Origin of the sequence: Leclercia sp. LSNIH1 (genome assembly GCF_002902985.1) — a bacterium.
Classification (GTDB): Bacteria; Pseudomonadota; Gammaproteobacteria; order Enterobacterales; family Enterobacteriaceae; genus Enterobacter.
This window is the reverse complement of sequence record NZ_CP026167.1, coordinates 1,094,816-1,112,201: the sequence shown is the minus strand read 5'-3', so window position 1 is coordinate 1,112,201 and position 17,386 is coordinate 1,094,816. Positions and strand designations below refer to the sequence as shown.

13 protein-coding genes are annotated in these 17,386 nt (G+C 57.9%); 6 read left to right on the top strand and 7 right to left on the bottom strand.

Going from position 1 to position 17,386, the window contains the following annotated elements:
* Positions 1-21: 21 nt before the first annotated feature.
* On the bottom strand, positions 22-849 hold the full coding sequence (locus tag C2U54_RS05670) for a protein bax (RefSeq protein WP_103177764.1): 828 nt from the start codon (positions 847-849) through the stop codon (positions 22-24).
* 313 nt (positions 850-1,162) lie between these two features.
* Between C2U54_RS05670 and C2U54_RS05660 the strand changes: the two genes are divergently transcribed.
* Both C2U54_RS05660 and avtA read left to right on the top strand, forming a co-directional pair.
* Complete coding sequence (locus C2U54_RS05660) at positions 1,163-3,193, top strand: alpha-amylase (RefSeq protein WP_103177763.1); 2,031 nt, start codon at positions 1,163-1,165, stop codon at positions 3,191-3,193.
* Positions 3,194-3,365: 172 nt separating this feature from the next.
* Positions 3,366-4,622, top strand: a complete 1,257-nt coding sequence (gene avtA, locus C2U54_RS05655; RefSeq protein WP_103177762.1) for a valine--pyruvate transaminase — start codon at positions 3,366-3,368, stop codon at positions 4,620-4,622.
* 4 nt (positions 4,623-4,626) lie between these two features.
* Here avtA and C2U54_RS05650 read toward each other — a convergent pair whose 3' ends face one another.
* Both C2U54_RS05650 and C2U54_RS05645 read right to left on the bottom strand, forming a co-directional pair.
* Positions 4,627-5,097: a 4Fe-4S dicluster domain-containing protein gene (locus tag C2U54_RS05650; protein ID WP_103177761.1), complete on the bottom strand. Its 471-nt coding sequence runs from the start codon at positions 5,095-5,097 to the stop codon at positions 4,627-4,629.
* 125 nt (positions 5,098-5,222) lie between these two features.
* Positions 5,223-6,041, bottom strand: coding sequence for an AraC family transcriptional regulator (locus tag C2U54_RS05645; RefSeq protein WP_103177760.1), 819 nt, complete (start codon positions 6,039-6,041; stop codon positions 5,223-5,225).
* A 226-nt stretch (positions 6,042-6,267) separates the two neighbouring features.
* On the opposite strand from C2U54_RS05645, the gene C2U54_RS05640 reads away from it, so the two are divergent.
* Both C2U54_RS05640 and C2U54_RS05635 read left to right on the top strand, forming a co-directional pair.
* Positions 6,268-7,668, top strand: coding sequence for an MFS transporter (locus C2U54_RS05640; protein ID WP_103177759.1), 1,401 nt, complete (start codon positions 6,268-6,270; stop codon positions 7,666-7,668).
* 10 nt (positions 7,669-7,678) lie between these two features.
* The gene (locus C2U54_RS05635; RefSeq protein WP_103177758.1) at positions 7,679-9,646 is read left to right on the top strand and encodes a glycoside hydrolase family 127 protein; all 1,968 of its coding nucleotides are present in this window, start codon (positions 7,679-7,681) and stop codon (positions 9,644-9,646) included.
* A 50-nt stretch (positions 9,647-9,696) separates the two neighbouring features.
* On the opposite strand, the gene C2U54_RS05630 is transcribed toward C2U54_RS05635, so the two are convergent.
* Positions 9,697-10,437, bottom strand: coding sequence for a MipA/OmpV family protein (locus tag C2U54_RS05630; RefSeq protein WP_103177757.1), 741 nt, complete (start codon positions 10,435-10,437; stop codon positions 9,697-9,699).
* Positions 10,438-10,556: 119 nt separating this feature from the next.
* Here C2U54_RS05630 and C2U54_RS05625 point away from each other — a divergent pair, with 119 nt between their 5' ends.
* The gene (locus C2U54_RS05625) at positions 10,557-11,546 is read left to right on the top strand and encodes a LysR family transcriptional regulator (RefSeq protein WP_103177756.1); all 990 of its coding nucleotides are present in this window, start codon (positions 10,557-10,559) and stop codon (positions 11,544-11,546) included.
* Here the strand turns inward: C2U54_RS05625 and aldB are convergent.
* Positions 11,516-13,054 (bottom strand): aldehyde dehydrogenase AldB, encoded by a 1,539-nt coding sequence (gene aldB, locus C2U54_RS05620; protein ID WP_103177755.1) that lies wholly within the window; start codon positions 13,052-13,054, stop codon positions 11,516-11,518. The genes C2U54_RS05625 and aldB overlap by 31 nt on opposite strands.
* 166 nt (positions 13,055-13,220) lie before the next feature.
* Here aldB and C2U54_RS05615 point away from each other — a divergent pair, with 166 nt between their 5' ends.
* The gene (locus tag C2U54_RS05615; protein WP_103177754.1) at positions 13,221-14,108 is read left to right on the top strand and encodes an ROK family protein; all 888 of its coding nucleotides are present in this window, start codon (positions 13,221-13,223) and stop codon (positions 14,106-14,108) included.
* Here C2U54_RS05615 and selB read toward each other — a convergent pair.
* Together selB and selA are read right to left on the bottom strand one after the other, a co-directional pair.
* Positions 14,105-15,961 carry a selenocysteine-specific translation elongation factor gene (selB, locus tag C2U54_RS05610; protein ID WP_103177753.1) on the bottom strand — a complete coding sequence of 619 codons (1,857 nt, stop codon included), beginning with the start codon at positions 15,959-15,961 and terminating at the stop codon, positions 14,105-14,107. The genes C2U54_RS05615 and selB overlap by 4 nt on opposite strands.
* The gene (gene selA, locus C2U54_RS05605) at positions 15,958-17,343 is read right to left on the bottom strand and encodes an L-seryl-tRNA(Sec) selenium transferase (RefSeq protein ID WP_103177752.1); all 1,386 of its coding nucleotides are present in this window, start codon (positions 17,341-17,343) and stop codon (positions 15,958-15,960) included. The genes selB and selA overlap by 4 nt, the downstream gene beginning before the upstream one ends.
* Between the last annotated feature and the right edge of the window lie 43 nt (positions 17,344-17,386).

Below are 17,386 nucleotides of genomic sequence, written 5' to 3'. Positions count from 1 at the left end.
ATGGAAGGCCTTTTTTTAAGATTACATATGAGCGGCAATTAAGCGCTGGTTATCCTGGTACATCGCAAACAGATAGTTGTTATAGCGTTGGCCCTGGGTTGAGTAACCTTTCAGCTTGTGGATCATCGTGCTCGCCGTCACTTCCTGATCTGCTTTACGCAGCTGCGCACGCGACTTACGGAAGGATTTATAGGCCGGATGCGTGTTCAGGTTAACAACATACGCATTCACGGAATCTTTTACCGATTCAAACTGCGAGTAACCTTTCACTTTGCCCGGCGCATTGTTACAACGACCTTTCGCACATTTCATGCCAAACAGGTTGTTATTGCTACGAGCCAGCTTAGAGGTACCCCAGCCACTTTCGGCTGCTGCCATCGTTGCGACCATGCTGCCTGGGATGATATCCACACGCTCAAGCAAGGTGTTCCACGGTACACGACGTGTGTTCCCGTTCCAGCTCACTTTATAGTTTTTGGCTATCTCTTTCAGGCGCGCACGCTCGGACGGCGACCAGCGGCTGTCGTACTGCTTGGAAATAAGCCAGTTACGATCCGCCGTAATCGCGGCATTTTGACTTGTAATGTAAGGCATTACCGTCCGGAGAAACGCTTTTTTCCTTGGTGTTCCGGAAGGGTATTTTCGCAAATCAGGAAGTGAACTACTCTTTGCACTATTGCGAGAATACTCTTGTTTACTGCTAACCTTACTACTTGCTGTCGTCTTTATGACGTGGGCTTTCTTACTCGTTGTATCCGTGTGCGTCTTTGCAAGCACCCCACCAGAAAATGCCGTGGTGAGTAACATGAGTATCGCAGCCCCATATCGTCGAATGGGAGTCGATATCATTAGGTCTCCTGGTCGGATAGAAACATTCCAACACCTTATTTTTTTCCAAAATTGAGAGGCGAATCTCAAATCCTAGCAAAAATAGACGAGAAGAGCACCATTAGAAATAGTCCAAATCTGAAACCCTGTCACCTGGAATCTGCGCGTTTCAGCATCATTCTCGCGAAAACGTGCTCAATATCGCAGTTAAATAGCGTACTTAGCGTGAGATCACTCACCCTCGTTGCTCCTCCCTGCGCGATAGCGCCAGGGGATGAGTTTGCCCACTAGAATAGATGGCAAACTGAGCAAAATGCTGTGACAGGAAAATGGTATGAAACGTTCTGCTCTCGCTCTTCTGTTCTTGCCTGCACTGGCCAGCGCCGACTGGTCCGCCCCCGGCTTTCCAGCCTTTACCGCTGAAGGAACGGGCGTCTTCACGGCACAGGCAAAGCTGACGAAGGGTACCCGCCCGCTGACGTTGAGTTTTGACAAGGCGTGCTGGCAACCCACCAACGCCATAAAACTCAACGAGATGATGTCACTGAAGCCGTGCGAAGGCGATCCGGCGCAGTGGCGCATCTTCCGCGACGGGGATTATCAGGCACGAATTGATACCCGCTCCGGCACGCCAACGCTGATGTTGACCGTTGCCAGCGCCAACGAACAGGCGGTGGCATCGGTAGTGCGCCAGTGTCCCAAATGGGACGGCAAACCGTTGACGCTCGATGTCAGCAATACCTTCCCGGAAGGGAGCGTGGTGCGTGATTTTTACAGCAAACAGACCGCGACGGTGCAGCAGGGTAAAATTACCCTGCAACCCGCACCGGGGAGCAACGGCCTGCTGTTACTTGAGCGGGCAGAAAAGGACAAGCCCGCCCCGTTCAGTTGGCAAAACGCCACCGTCTATTTTGTTCTCACCGACCGGTTTGAGAATGGCGATCCGGCCAATGACAACAGCTACGGGCGCCATAAAGATGGCATGCAGGAGATCGGCACCTTCCACGGCGGCGACCTGAAAGGACTCACCAGCAAACTGGATTATCTGCAACAGCTTGGCGTTAACGCCCTGTGGATCAGCTCCCCGCTGGAGCAGATCCACGGCTGGGTCGGGGGCGGAACGAAAGGCGATTTCCCCCATTACGCCTATCACGGCTATTACACCCAGGACTGGACCCGGCTCGATGCCAACATGGGTACGGAGGATGATTTACGTCAGCTGGTGGATGAAGCTCACCGCCGGGGGATCCGCATCCTGTTTGACGTGGTGATGAACCACACCGGTTACGCGACGCTGGCGGACATGCAGGCGTACCAGTTCGGATCGCTCTATCTGCAGGGCGAAGAGCTGAAGAAAACCCTGGGCGAACGCTGGACTGACTGGAAACCGGGCATCGGACAGAGCTGGCACAGCTTTAATGACTACATCAACTTCAGCGATAAAGCGGGCTGGGAAAACTGGTGGGGCAAGAAGTGGGTACGCACCGATATCGGCGATTATGACAACCCCGGCTTCGACGATCTGACCATGTCGCTGGCCTTCCTGCCGGACCTGAAGACGGAATCGACCACCCCATCAGGCTTACCGAATTTTTATCGCCACAAGCCCGACACCCGGGCGAAGGCCATTGACGGTTACACGCCCCGGGATTACCTCACCCACTGGCTGAGTCAGTGGGTGCGTGAATACGGCATCGACGGTTTCCGCGTTGATACCGCCAAGCATGTTGAGCTGGCGGGCTGGCAGCAGCTGAAAGACCAGGCCAGCGATGCCCTTAAAGCATGGAAAGCGGCCAACCCGGAGAAAAAACTCGACGATGCCCCGTTCTGGATGACCGGTGAATCCTGGGGGCACGGGGTAATGCAGAGCGATTACTACCGTCACGGCTTCGATGCGATGATCAATTTTGATTACCAGGAGCAGGCGGCCAAAGCGGTAGATTGTCTGGCGGACATTGACCTGACCTGGCAGCAGATGGCGGAAAAGCTGCAGAGCTTTAACGTCCTGAGCTATCTCTCCTCTCACGATACCCGTCTGTTCCGCGAGGGTGACCAGCGTGCGGCAGAGCTGCTGTTGCTGGCGCCGGGCAGCGTACAGATCTTTTATGGCGATGAATCTGCAAGACCGTTCGGCCCGACGGGCTCCGATCCCTTACAGGGCACGCGATCGGACATGAACTGGCAGGATATCAACGGCTCGCAGGCTGCAAACGTCGCCCACTGGCAGCGGCTCGGGCAGTTCCGCGCCCGCCATCCGGCGATCGGTGAAGGCAGACAAACCACGCTGACGATGCCTCAGGGCTACGGCTTTGTCCGCGAGCATCAGGGCGACAAGGTGATGGTGGTGTGGGCGGGTAATCGCTGATCGGCTGGGGCAAAATCCCTCTCCTACGGGAGAGGGGTGCAGGATAAATTGCTACCTGATAGCAAACTAACAACATAAAGTCACACATCTTCGTTTCGACGCTGATTTGCACCTGCGCAGTTGTAGCGTTATGGTGAGCCACACTTAGAACACGCTCGACAGATCACCTGCTATGACTTTTTCACTTTTCGGCGACAAATTCACCCGCCATTCAGGCATTACCCGCCTGATGGAGGATCTCAACGACGGGCTGCGCACACCGGGCGCCATCATGCTCGGCGGCGGTAACCCGGCACAAATCCCTGAGATGAACGCCTATTTTCAGACGCTCCTCGCGGACATGCTGGAAAATGGCAAAGCCAGAGATGCGCTGTGCAATTACGACGGCCCACAGGGCAAAACCGAGCTGCTTGCTGCCCTGGCTGAGATGCTGCGCGACACCCTCGGCTGGGAGATTGATCCACAGAACATTGCTCTGACAAATGGCAGCCAGAGCGCGTTTTTCTACTTATTTAACCTCTTCGCGGGACGACGTGCCGACGGCACCACCAAAAAAGTGCTCTTCCCGCTGACGCCGGAGTACATCGGTTATGCCGACTCCGGCCTTGAGGACGATCTTTTCGTCGCCGCGCGCCCGAACATCGAGCTACTGCCGGAAGGCCAGTTCAAATATCACGTCGATTTTGAGCATCTGCATATTGGCGAAGAGACCGGGATGATCTGCGTCTCGCGCCCCACCAACCCGACCGGCAACGTCATCACCGATGAAGAGCTGATTAAGCTGGATGCGCTGGCGAACCAGCATGATATTCCGCTGGTGATCGATAACGCCTACGGGGTCCCCTTCCCGGGCATTATCTTCAGCGAAGCGCGTCCGCTGTGGAACCCGAACATTGTGCTGTGCATGAGCCTCTCCAAGCTGGGTCTGCCGGGTAGCCGCTGCGGGATTATCATCGCCAATGAGAAAATTATCACCGCCATTACCAACATGAACGGCATCATCAGCCTCTCCCCTGGCGGGATCGGCCCGGCAATGATGTGCGAGATGATTAAGCGCAACGATCTGCTGCGCCTGTCCAACGAGGTGATTAAGCCCTTCTACTATCAGCGCGTCCAGGAGACCATTGCGACTATCCGCCGCTATCTCCCGGAAGAGCGCTGTCTGATCCACAAACCCGAAGGGGCAATTTTCCTCTGGCTGTGGTTTAAGGATCTGCCGATCACCACCGAACTGCTCTATCAGCGTCTGAAAAAGCGCGGTGTATTGATGGTGCCGGGGGATTATTTCTTCCCGGGGCTGGACAAGCCATGGCCGCACACCCACCAGTGCATGCGCATGAACTATGTCCCGGACCCAGAAAAAATCGAAGCGGGTGTGAAGATCCTCGCCGAGGAGATCGACCTCGCCTGGCGGGAAAACGGTCAGTAATGATTTATGCCAGATAACGCAGCCGTTCGGCACGTAATCTGGCAGGATCGACGCAACTTAACGCGCGGGTTGGACAGGCCTCCACGCAGGCGGGTCCACCTTCGCGGTGCGCGCAACGGTCGCACTTCAGCGCCTGCACCGCTTCTGCCTCTCCCGTCACCTGCATCGCCCCGAACGGGCAGGCAATCATGCAGCTTTTACAGCCGATACAGCGCTGTTGCTCTACCCGCCATACCCCCTGCTCACGCTGGATCGCCTGCATCGGGCAGACGTTGGCGCAGGGGGCATCTTCACACTGGTGGCAGGTGACCGCCGTAGTGAACGTCCCGCCTTTCACCACCCGGATGCGGGAGGTAAAGGTCTTTGCCGTCACAGCGGCACAATTCTGGTTCTCCTGGTGCGATACCACGCAGGCCACTTCGCAGGTGCGACAGCCAATACATTTCGCCGGGTCCGCAACAATAAACGAGTTCATCGCCTGCTCCATCCTTGTTGAAAAAGTCAGGTTGCCAGAGTGTTCAGGGCACGCGCTTTGATCAGACGGGGCAAAAAGTCACTTTTGTGCGTCCTGCCGCGAATACTGGCCATTTGCCACAGCGCTCAGGCGGAATTGATGTGCTCCTTGCAGTAGCGGCGCTTCCAGACGCCGGGCGTTAACCCGGTATGCTTACGAAAAATTTGCCGGAAATATCCGGTGTCGTTAAACCCGCAGCGCACCGCCACCTCCTTGAGCGACACGGCATCATTAAGCAGTAACTTCTCCGCGGCCCTGACGCGCTGACGGTGGATAGCCTCGGTGAGCGTCAGATGAAAGACCCGACGAAACACCCGCCCCAGATAATCGGCGTTGCAGTGCAGCTCCCGGGCAAGCTGCGACGTGGAGAGCGGCCGGTGAAACTGCGTGCTGATCAGCTGCCGCGCCTTCCACGCCAGGCTGACGCCCGCTTCGTCCGGGGCGAGCTCCTGCCCGGGCATGACTGAGAGCTGTTGCAGGATCAGCAGCAGAATAAATTCCAGCGCCGGGCTGCGCTGGAGCTTCTCCTGTTCGGTCAGAAATTGCCGGAACAGGGCAATCATCGCCTGCGGATCGCCGGTTTTGCCGTGCTGCTGCACCGACAGCAGCGTACTCAGGGATGACGGCGCGGCCTGCTCGTGAACTTCAAAATGCAGCCAGTAAAAGCGTAAATCGGCAGGAAAATCTTCAATCCCCTTGTGTCGGCGGTGGGGCCACAGGAGCAGACTTTCTCCAGCATGGACCTCAAACAGCGTCGTATCCTCCTGGATCGTTAATGTCCCCTTTTCCACAAAGATGACCTCCCAGGAGTCGAGCCTGCGCGCCGGATGTCGCCCGACGCCCCGGGAGATAAAATAGCCGCCATTCTGCACCCTGATCGGAAGCGCTATGGATAATTCGAGCATGGTTATTCAATTTCTCGCTATTTATGAGCCAATTTTCTCTCTTTATCCCTGATTATTAACAGCTATTTGCCATTCGTCCCGATCAAAATCACATTTTACGCACAAGGTCGGAATCCTCACCTTTTTATACTTTTCCCTTCCCTTGTTGCCCCCAGGGAACAGTGCAAAATTAGTCAGGTACTCTGCAAAACAACATAAAAAATTCAATAACCCGAGGAGTTACCTCATGACTTCCACCCCGATTACACAGACAGAGATCGCTCAGCAGGCCATCAACGATCGCCTGACGGTGCGAGAAAAAATAGGCTACGGCCTGGGTGATGCTGGCGGCACGGTGATCACCTGTTTGATCATGAACTTTCTCACTTTTTTCTATACCGATGTCTTTGGTTTAACCCCGGCGCTGGTCGGCACGCTGTTTATCGCCCTGCGCATCTTCGACGCGATATCCGACCCGGTGATGGGGATCATCGCCGACCGTACCCAGAGCCGCTGGGGACGCTTTTGCCCCTGGCAGCTGTGGGTCGCCCTGCCGATTGGCATTATCGGCGTGCTGACCTTCACCGTGCCGGAGGCGGGCATGGGAGTTAAAATCGCCTGGGCCTTCGGCACCTATCTGCTGCTCTCGGTGGGCTATACCGCCATCAACGTGCCCTATTGCGCGCTGATCAACACCATGACCACCCGCCACAGCGAAGTGATCTCCTGCCAGTCATGGCGTTTTGTATTGTGCGGCGTGGCCGGTTTTCTGGTCTCCGTTGGCCTGCCGTGGCTGGTTGAACTTCTCGGTCAGGGCAACGTGGCGCAGGGATATCAGTTCGGCGTGGGTGTGCTGTGCGCCATTGCGGTGGTGATGTTCCTGTGCTGCTTCTTCTGGGTTCGCGAGCGCGTACCGCTGGCGATGATGGGAAAATTTACCCTTAAGGAGCACCTCGCCGGTCTGCGTAACAACGACCAGCTGCTGCTGATGCTGGTGATGTCTTTCCTGCTGATTAACGTCTTCAACATTCGTGGCGGCGGCTACATGTATTTCATCACTTACGTGCTGGAAGGGAGCACCGCCTACACCTCGCTCTTCTTCACGATGGTGACCTTTGCCTCTATTCTGGGCGCGGTGATCGTTAACCTGCTGTCACGTCGCAGCGACACCGTCAAACTCTACTACTACACCAACCTGGTGCTGGCAGCCCTGGCGGTGGGGATGTGGTTCCTGCCCGGCGGCCCGGCTTACCAGACTCTGTGGCTGGTGGTCATTCTGGCGAACGGCGTGATCCTCGGCTTTACCCTGCCGCTGCACTTCGCACTGATGGCCTTTGCTGACGACTACGGCGAGTGGAAAACCCGCGTACGCTCCTCCGGCATGAACTTCGCCTTTAACCTCTTTTTCATCAAGCTGGCCTGGGCTTCCAGCGCCGGGATCATCAGCCTGGTGTTTATTTTCGTCGCCTACCAGCCGGGCGCAGGCAACCAGACGCCCGCCTCATTACAGGGCATTACCGCCATGGAGACTCTGCTGCCCGCCCTTTTCCATCTGCTGCTGGCGCTGGCGATCCGCAAGTGCCGACTCAATAACCCGATGATGACGCGCATTGCCACCGACCTGCGCCAGCGTCACGCTCACGCCTGAGGAGAACATGATGTCCATAATGGAACCCGACCTGCATAAACTGAAAATCAGCGACCCGTTTCTGGGTCAGTATCAACAGCTGGTGCGCGATGTGGTCATCCCCTACCAGTGGGATGCCCTGAACGATCGCATTGAGGAGGCGGAACCGAGCCATGCCATCAGCAACTTTCGCATCGCGGCGGGTCAGCAAAATGGTGAATTCTACGGGATGGTCTTTCAGGACAGCGACGTGGCGAAATGGCTGGAGGCGGTCGCCTGGTCGCTGTGCCAGAAGCCCGACGCGGAGCTGGAAAAAACCGCCGATGAGGTGATTGAGCTGGTAGCCGCCGCGCAGTGCGACGATGGCTATCTCAATACCTGGTTTACGGTAAAAGCGCCGGAGGAGCGCTGGACAAACCTGGCGGAGTGCCACGAGCTTTACTGCGCCGGGCATATGATTGAAGCGGGCGTAGCCTGGTTCCAGGGCACCGGCAAACGCCGTCTGCTGGAGGTGGTCTGTAAGCTGGCCGACCATATCGACAGCGTTTTTGGTCCGGGCGAGCAGCAGCTACACGGCTATCCCGGCCACCCGGAGATCGAGCTGGCGCTGATGCGCCTGTTTGATGTCACCCAGGAGCCGCGCTACCTGGCGCTGGCGAAATATTTCGTTGAAGCGCGTGGCACCCAGCCGCACTTCTACGACATCGAATATGAAAAGCGGGGCAAAACCTCGTACTGGAACACCTACGGCCCGGCGTGGATGGTACAGGATAAAGCCTACAGCCAGGCGCATCAGCCGCTGGCGGAACAGCAAACGGCGATTGGTCATGCGGTGCGTTTCGTCTATCTGATGACCGGCGTCGCGCACCTGGCCCGTTTAAGTCAGGATGAGAGTAAACGCCAGGACTGCCTGCGCCTGTGGAATAACATGGCCCAGCGCCAGCTCTATATCACCGGCGGGATTGGTTCCCAGAGCAGCGGCGAAGCCTTCAGCAGCGATTACGATCTGCCGAACGACACCGTCTATGCTGAAAGCTGCGCCTCCATCGGCCTGATGATGTTTGCCCGTCGCATGCTGGAAATGGAAGCCAACAGCCAGTACGCCGACGTTATGGAGCGGGCGCTGTACAACACCGTGCTTGGCGGCATGGCGCTGGACGGGAAACACTTCTTCTACGTCAACCCGCTGGAAGTGCATCCGAAGACGCTGAAATTTAACCATGTCTACGATCACGTGAAGCCGGTTCGCCAGCGCTGGTTCGGCTGCGCCTGCTGCCCGCCAAACATCGCCCGCGTTCTGGCCTCGATTGGTCACTACATCTATACCGTTCGCGACGATGCCCTGTTTATCAACCTCTACATCGGCAACAGCATGGCTTTCCCGGTGGGTGAGCAGGAGTTGCAGCTGCGGATCAGCGGCAACTACCCGTGGCAGGAGCAGGTCGTCATCGAAATCGCCTCCTCGGTGGACGTCGACTATACCCTGGCCTTACGTGCGCCGGACTGGTGCGACAATCCACAGCTCACGCTGAATGGCAAACCCATCACGGGTGAGATGCGTCAGGGCTATATCTACCTGACCCGCCGCTGGCAGGAAGGCGATAAGCTGGTGTTAACCCTGCCGATGCCGGTCCGCCGGGTTTACGGTAATCCGCAGGTGCGCCAGCAGGCCGGAAAAGTGGCTTTGCAGCGCGGGCCACTGGTCTACTGTCTTGAAGAGGCGGATAACGGCGCGGGGCTGCACAACCTTACCCTGCCAGCCGACAGCGAATTCAGACTCGTTGAAGGCAAAGGGATTTTTGCCCATAAGATGCTGATCCAGACGCAAGGGTATGCCCGCCACGCCGCGGACGCTGAACACCAACCGCTGTGGCAGTACGATCGTGCCTCCGCCACGCAACAGGCGCAGACGCTGACCTTTATTCCGTGGTTTAGCTGGGCTAACCGGGGCGAAGGGGAGATGCGGATCTGGGTGGATGAGGCGAACGCCGCACGCTAAAGCCGGAAAACAGAATCAGCCCTCATCTCAGAGGGCTGATTTTTACTACCTTAAAACGTCCAGGAGAGACCGGTCATCAGCGCGAAGCTGTCGTCACGGTCGATCATCGGGCTGTTTTTCACATCGTCAGGCAGCACGGTATAGACGGCGCTGGCATTCAGAGAGAGATTCTGTGTCAGCGGGTATTTAGCTGCCACACCCACATAAGGGGTCACGGTTTCGCCTGCGTTGTACTGCTTTAAACCGCTGCGACGGGACTCTTTCTGCGAGACGCCGTAGTAGTAATCGTTGAAGCTTTCATCGTAGTAAAAGACCCCCACCGATGGCGTCAGGGTCAGGCGCGCCATGCGGAACGGGCGGAAATAAGAGATTTCGCCCATCACGCCGCCGCTCTCATCCATCGCATCGGCGGCAATCGCCAACTTCAGGCTACCCCAGCTTTCATGGTGATAATAGGCGCCGCCCAGCATCGCGGAGGCTTTGCGCTCGTCCAGCTGCTTCATCGCAGAGTCGTCGTTATCGTCCGGATCAAAGTGCAGCGGCATCCAGGAGGCGGTCAGGCTGAGTTCGTTTTTGGCATCTTTCCAGACAATCCAGCCGCCGGTAGCCTGACGCACGTAAAAATGTTCCCCTTCGTAGTGCATTAATGGAACAGCGAAAACATTCTCGTTATAACCTTTATACGGTGACTCATTAAAAACGGCGCCCGCGCCAACTGAAAATTCATCCGCCATTGCGGGAGCAGCCGCAAATAAAACCGTGGCGATGAGTAAACTCTTTTTAAACGTCATTGTTTGTAATCCATTAAATTTCCTGCGACCCGGCGCATAATAATGGTTACAAAAATCGCAATGCAATTTTGATATTTGTATAATATTATATATAAATTCATATAGATGAGCATCAGGCAATGCACAAGCTGCAAATCAAACCGCGCGAATTAAAAATTATTTCCGTCATTGCCGCCACTCACAGCATTGGAGATGCTGCCGCGTTGTTGGGTATGGCCCAGGCCAACGTCAGTAAATATCTCTCGGATTTCGAAACTCGCGTCGGGCTGAAGATTTTCGAGCGCACCACCCGTCACCTGGCGCTGACCCAGTTTGGCCAGTCGCTGCTGCCCTTTATCAACGCTTCGCTGGAAAAGAACGAACAACTGGTTAATTTTATTGCAGATTATAAGCATGAAAAACGCGGTAAAGTGACTATTTACGGGCCAACGGGTATCATTACCTGGCTGGCCCGCCATGTGATTCATGAGATCGACAATATTGGCGATATTCGCATTAGCCTGAAAACCTATAACCTGAATGGCAGCGAGTTTCTCGAAGGCGTCGTGTTCCCCGACGATTGTGATATTTTAATTACCTATGCCCAACCCAAAGATGAAAGTCTGGTCGCCACGACCTTAACCAAATATTCGGTTACCGCTTTCGCCACCCCGGAATATATTAAAAAGCATCCTATTAGTTATCCTGAGGATTTAATTAACCACTCCTGCATTCTTATTGATTCAATGGTTATCGACGATGCCAACATCTGGCGTTTCCGCGCGAATCACAGCAATCAGATACATGACTATAAAGTCACCGGGAACTATATTTGCGACAACACCCAGACGGCGCTGGAGCTGGCGCGCAATCATCTGGGGATCGTTTTTGCGCCCAAACAGAGCCTGCAGAAAGAGATCGAACAGGGTGTTCTGGTGCCCTGCTTCGCGCATCAGGAGGAGTGGTGGCTGGATCTGGTGGCTATCTTCCGTAAACGTGACTATCAACCGTGGCGGGTGCAGTATGTACTCGACGGCGTGCTGAATACCCTGCGTAAGCAGATAGCGCAGGCCACCCAGCGGCGACCTGCGCTGAAGGGTCAGAACAGCCCGAGCGGCTTGTCGGAGTAGCTCACCAGTAGGCACTTGGTCTGCTGGTAATGTTCCAGCATCATCTTGTGCGTTTCGCGGCCAATACCTGACTGTTTATATCCGCCAAACGCGGCATGGGCCGGATAAGCGTGATAGCAGTTGGTCCATACGCGTCCTGCCTGGATCCCGCGTCCCATCTGATAGGCCAGATTGCCGTTGCGGCTCCAGACGCCTGCGCCCAGGCCATACTGTGTATCGTTGGCCAGCTCCAGCGCCTCCTCCATGGTTTTGAAGGTGGTCACCGCCAGCACCGGGCCAAAGATCTCCTCCTGGAAGACGCGCATGTTATTTTTACCGGACAGGATGGTCGGCTCCAGGTAGTAACCCTCTTTCAGCTCCCCGTCCAGCATCTTGCGCCGCCCGCCGGTTAAGATGTCCGCCCCCTCTTTCTTCCCGATATCAATGTAGTTGAGGATCGTCTCCAGCTGTCCGTGCGAGACCTGGGCCCCCATCTGGGTACCGTTGTCCAGCGGGTTACCGCTGCGGATCGACTCCACGCGGCGGATGGCGCGCTCCATAAAGCGTTCGTAAATGGACTCCTGCACCAGCGCCCGGCTTGGACAGGTACAGACTTCACCCTGGTTGAAGGCAAAAAGCGCAAATCCTTCCAGCGCCTTGTCAAAGAAGGCATCCTCTTCATCCATCACATCGGCGAAGAAGATGTTCGGGGATTTTCCGCCCAGCTCCAGCGTGACCGGGATGATGTTCTGGGTGGCGTACTGCATGATCTGCTGGCCCACTTCGGTGGAGCCGGTAAAGGCCACCTTGGCGATCCGTTTGGAGGTCGCCAGATATTCACCAATCTCCCCGCCCGCGCCGTTGACCACGTTCACGACACCCGGCGGGAGCAGGTCGCCCACCACTTCCATCAGCAGCAGGATCGACAGCGGGGTTAAGCGCGCCGGTTTCAGTACCACACAGTTGCCTGCCGCCAGCGCGGGCGCCATTTTCCAGGCGGCCATCAACAGCGGGAAGTTCCACGGAATGATCTGTCCGACCACACCCAGCGGCTCATGGAAGTGATAGGCCACGGTATCTTTGTCCACCTCGCTGATCCCCCCTTCCTGCGCACGAATACAGGAGGCGAAGTAGCGGAAATGGTCGATAGCCAGCGGCACGTCGGCGGCCATGGTTTCGCGGATCGGTTTACCGTTGTCCCAGGTTTCCGCCGTGGCTAAAAGCTCCAGATTCTGCTCCATACGATCGGCGATTTTGAACAGGATCGCCGCGCGATCCTGTACCGAGGTGTGCGCCCACTTCTCTTTCGCTTTATGGGCGGCATCCAGCGCCAGGTCGATATCGCGTTTCCCGGAGCTGGCGATCTCGCACAGCGGCTGGCCGGTCACCGGGGTGAGGTTCTGATAATAGTCGCCGTCGGCCGGAGGAACCCAGTCGCCGCCGATAAAGTTGTCATAACGGGCTTTAAGTTTGAGAGGAAAACCATATTCGCCAGGCAGGATACGTGCTGATGGAGGGTTATTCGTCATGACTGTCTCCTTGTGTGTAGTGTCTTTCAAAGGTAGACCGCGGCGGTGAAAACATCGCCAGTCGTCGCCTGCTTTGCGAGCCCCTTCACGCATTACCTTACTTTACGTTTGGTTTTCGGCGCTGAGCCATACTTAAAGCGCACAACCCGGGCGGAGGTAAGGATAAATGCGGCTTTTTATCGGCTTTGACGTGGGCGGAACCCACATTAAACACGGCGTGATCGACGAGAACGGCAACGAAATCGCCACCGATCAGTTTGATACCCCAGAGGATGAGGAGAGCTTTAAGCAACAGTGGCGCGAGGTGGTCGAGGCTTACCAGAATGAACACGAGATCGCGGCTATCGGCGTGAGTTTTCCTGGCCACATCAATACCCATACCGGCGAAGCCGCAAAGGCGGGCGCGCTCGACTATCTGGACAACGTCAACCTGTATGCACTTTTCTCAGAGCTGACGGACCTGCCGGTTATCGCCGAGAATGACGCCAACTGCGCTGCGCTGGGCGAACGCTGGCGCGGCGCGGGGCGTGAATATGAAAACTTTGTCTGCATTACGCTCGGTACCGGGATCGGCGGCGGCATTGTGGTGGAGGGCGATCTCTGGCGCGGCTCGCACCACCGCGCCGGGGAATTCGGGGTGATCCCGGTCGGCAAGAACGGCGAAGGGATGCATATCGTCGCCTCGGCCAAAGGGCTGATGGAGACCTGCCGCCGGGCGCTGGCCGTCTCCGAAGAGGAGATGCCGAAAGGCGAAGAGCTGTTCGAGCGTATGGAGAACGACCTGCATCTGCGCGAAGCCGTCGAAGAGTGGGCCCTGTTTCTGGCCCGCGGAGTCTACAGCGTCATCTCCATGTTTGATCCGCAGGTGGTGCTGATTGGCGGCGGCATCAGCGAGCAGGAGAAAATTTATAAGCTGCTCGACAGACACCTGCAGACCTTTGAAGAGTGGGAGGCGCTGCAGGTGCCCATCCTGCCCTGCCAGTTGGGTAACCAGGCGGGCAGGCTGGGAGCCGTATGGCTGGCAAAACAGAAACTTGCCAGAAGCGAGACTTAAGGCTGCGGCGACTCGCCGGTAAAGAGCTGCGCGTCACGCAGGAGATGATCGTTACCGCGACGGCGGGTAAAGCCAATGCGGTTGAAATACTCCAGGATCTGGATCGCCAGTTTACGCCCGACGTTCAGCCGATCGCGGAAATCCGCCGCGCAGGTGGAGCCGCGCTCGCTATCCAGCGCCCGGATCAGATTCGCAAAGGTGACGATGCGATCGTGGCGATAGTAACGGTCTTTGACGATCGCGGTGATCAGCCCCTGCTGCGCCGCATGCTTCAGCACCTGACGCATGGTCTGTTCGTCAGTGGCGGTTTCACGCGCCAGGTCGCGTACCCACCAGGGGTCGTCGCGGAACAGCGCCTGCGCTTTTTGCCAGACGGCCTGCTGCTCCGGGGTAAAGCCCGCTTTATGATCCGGCAGATGCAGCCAGCCGTGGTAGCTGTGTAGCTCCCCGCTCTCGCGCATCCGCTCGATCAGCAGCAGCACCAGGGCTTCATCCTCCATCGGCAGCGCCATGCGACGCAGGCGCTCGCGCCCGGGGCCAGGTTCATCCTGATGCTGCTGATGATAGATTGCCAGCACATCGAGAATTTTACGCTGCCAGCGTGCGGCAACCGGGGTGTTTAACAGACTGTTTCCGGCCTGGATGAACGTCGGCTGCTGCGTCAGCTGACGCAGTCCTTCTCCGCTGAGCTGGCGTGCCCAGCCAAAGTCATCCAGATTCATCGCCCCACGCTCCAGGTGCGCCAGCAGGGCGCTGCGGTCATCCGTCGCCGTCTCAAGCGTCGCCAGCCAGTTCAGGTACTCCGGCTTACGCTTTCCGCGACGCGGGGGATTAAGCGTCACGACCCGCGCCCCGGCCAGGGTGACGCGGGCAGAAATATCGCGCAGCACCAGCCGATCGTTGTCGGCCAGCCACAGAGGGGTGTCAAAGACCAGCTCCGCCAGCGCCCCCTCCAGCAGCGAGACACGTCCCGTCACGTGGCTGGCGGCATGGTGAATATGCAGCGGCTGCCACTGCGCGAGCGGTACATCGCTCTGCAGGGAGACAATCACCCGCGTGGCCGGCTCCGGCGGCGTCCCGGCCAGCAGCCAGTCGCCGCGGTTCAGCTCAGCTTTTTCCGTATCACCCACCAGGTTCAGGGCAATACGCTGTCCGGCGTGCGCCTGTTCGACAGGCTGATTCTGCGCGTGCAACCCGCGAATACGTACCGGCTTGTTAACCCCGGTCAGCCACAGGCTGTCACCCACCCGCACCTCGCCAGACAGCGCCGTGCCGGTCACCACCAGCCCCGCCCCTTTCACGGTAAAGGCACGGTCGATAGCCAGCCGAAAACGGTGATGGTCAGCATGGGCGCGCTCAGGGAGCTGTTGCAGATGATCGCGCAGGGCATCGATCCCCCGCCCTTCGGTGGCGACGGTGACAAACAGCGTGGCATCCGCGAAGCCATAATCGAGCAGGGTCGCCAGCACCTCCTCGCGCACCGCCTCCACCCGCTCCTCATCGACGCGATCGGCTTTGGTCAGCGCCACCGTCAGCTGCGGGTTGCCGGTCAGACTGAGGATCTGCAGATGCTCGCGCGTCTGCGCCATCACCCCGTCATCACAGGCCACCACCAGCAGGGCGTGATCGATACCGCCCACCCCCGCCAGCATGTTGGATAAAAACTTTTCGTGCCCCGGCACGTCAATAAACCCCAGCACCCGGCCATCCGGCTGCGGCCAGTAGGCATAACCCAGATCGATGGTCATACCGCGCTTTTTCTCTTCCGGCAGTCGGTCGGCGTTGACGCCGGTGATCGCCTGCAACAACGTCGTTTTGCCATGGTCAACATGACCGGCAGTGGCAATAATCATTTCAACAACATCTCCAGAAACAGTGCTTCATCTTCCAGGCAACGTAAATCCAGCCACAGGCGCCCGTCCTTGATCCGTCCGAGCACCGGCACGGGCAGCGAGCGCCAGCGCAATGCCAGCGCATCCAGCTGGCCGCCGCGCCCGTCGCGCGGGGTAAAGGTCAGTGCCGCGCCGGGCAGACGATCCACCGGCAGCGACCCGCTGCCCGGCTGCGACAGGCAATCTTCCACCCGCACCTCGAAGTCAGGGTAGTGTGCAGCAATGTCTGTCAGCAGCCGCTCCCCCTGACGGTGAATGGAGGCGGCATCGCGGCTCAACAGGCGCAGCGTCGGCAGCCGTTCGGCCAGCGTCTCCGGATGAAGATAGAGGCGCAAGGTCGCCTCCAGCGCGGCGAGGGTCATTTTATCCGCCCGCAGGGCGCGTTTCAGTGGATGCTGTTGCAATCTGGCAATCAGCTCGCGCTTACCGACAATAATCCCCGCCTGCGGACCGCCTAACAGCTTATCCCCCGAGAAGCTCACCAGGCTGACACCGGCGGCAATCAGCGCCTGGGGCATCGGCTCTTTCGGCAGGCCATAGCGGCTGAGATCCACCAGCGAACCGCTACCCAGATCGACGACCACCGGCACCTCTTTCTCCTGTCCGATGCGCACCAGCTCGGCTTCGTCGACGGCATGAGTAAAGCCTTCGATGTGGTAGTTACTGGTATGCACCTTCATCAGCAGAGCGGTGTTTTCATTGATAGCTGCGGCGTAATCCCGGTCGTGGGTACGGTTGGTGGTGCCCACCTCGCGAAGCTGGCACCCGGCCTGGGTCATCACATCCGGGATGCGAAACGCGCCGCCAATCTCCACCAGCTCACCGCGGGAGACCACCACCTCTTTACCGCTTGCCGTCGCGGCCAGCATCAGCAGCACCGCCGCAGCATTGTTATTCACAATGCAGGCATCTTCCGCCCCGGTGAGCTGGCACAGCAGCGCCGCCAGCGCGCGGTCGCGGTGGCCGCGTCCGGCACCGTCGAGATCGTACTCCAGGGTCACTGGCACCTGCATCGCCTGGGTGACCGCGGCAACCGCCTCCTCTGCCAGCAGCGCGCGCCCCAGATTGGTATGCAGCACGGTACCCGTCAGGTTGATGACCGGGCGCAGGCCCGTGGCGTCATCCTGCGCCAGCCGCTTTTCGGTCTCCTGGGGCCAGTCGTCGCACCACGCTGGCAGGCGGTTGTCGGCGCGGATCCCGGCGCGGGCTTCGTCCTGTAACAGACGCAAGGTCTCCACCGTTCGGCTGTGACCAAACCGGGCAATAATGGCAGTAAGACGGGCATCGCGAAGCAGACGATCGGTCGCGGGGAGTTGGCTGTAGAGAGCGTGCTGAGTAGTCATGAATATGCCTGACGGTTAGGTATTTTCCCCCCTCCCGACGGGA

Bases quoted from the DNA above. Each gene is read 5' to 3' on its own strand.
- C2U54_RS05670 (WP_103177764.1), bottom strand. From the start codon at position 849: ATGATATCGACTCCCATTCGACGATATGGGGCTGCGATACTCATGTTA.
- C2U54_RS05660 (WP_103177763.1), top strand. From the start codon at position 1,163: ATGAAACGTTCTGCTCTCGCTCTTCTGTTCTTGCCTGCACTGGCCAGC.
- avtA (WP_103177762.1), top strand. From the start codon at position 3,366: ATGACTTTTTCACTTTTCGGCGACAAATTCACCCGCCATTCAGGCATT.
- C2U54_RS05650 (WP_103177761.1), bottom strand. From the start codon at position 5,097: ATGAACTCGTTTATTGTTGCGGACCCGGCGAAATGTATTGGCTGTCGC.
- C2U54_RS05645 (WP_103177760.1), bottom strand. From the start codon at position 6,041: ATGCTCGAATTATCCATAGCGCTTCCGATCAGGGTGCAGAATGGCGGC.
- C2U54_RS05640 (WP_103177759.1), top strand. From the start codon at position 6,268: ATGACTTCCACCCCGATTACACAGACAGAGATCGCTCAGCAGGCCATC.
- C2U54_RS05635 (WP_103177758.1), top strand. From the start codon at position 7,679: ATGTCCATAATGGAACCCGACCTGCATAAACTGAAAATCAGCGACCCG.
- C2U54_RS05630 (WP_103177757.1), bottom strand. From the start codon at position 10,437: ATGACGTTTAAAAAGAGTTTACTCATCGCCACGGTTTTATTTGCGGCT.
- C2U54_RS05625 (WP_103177756.1), top strand. From the start codon at position 10,557: ATGCACAAGCTGCAAATCAAACCGCGCGAATTAAAAATTATTTCCGTC.
- aldB (WP_103177755.1), bottom strand. From the start codon at position 13,054: ATGACGAATAACCCTCCATCAGCACGTATCCTGCCTGGCGAATATGGT.
- C2U54_RS05615 (WP_103177754.1), top strand. From the start codon at position 13,221: ATGCGGCTTTTTATCGGCTTTGACGTGGGCGGAACCCACATTAAACAC.
- selB (WP_103177753.1), bottom strand. From the start codon at position 15,961: ATGATTATTGCCACTGCCGGTCATGTTGACCATGGCAAAACGACGTTG.
- selA (WP_103177752.1), bottom strand. From the start codon at position 17,343: ATGACTACTCAGCACGCTCTCTACAGCCAACTCCCCGCGACCGATCGT.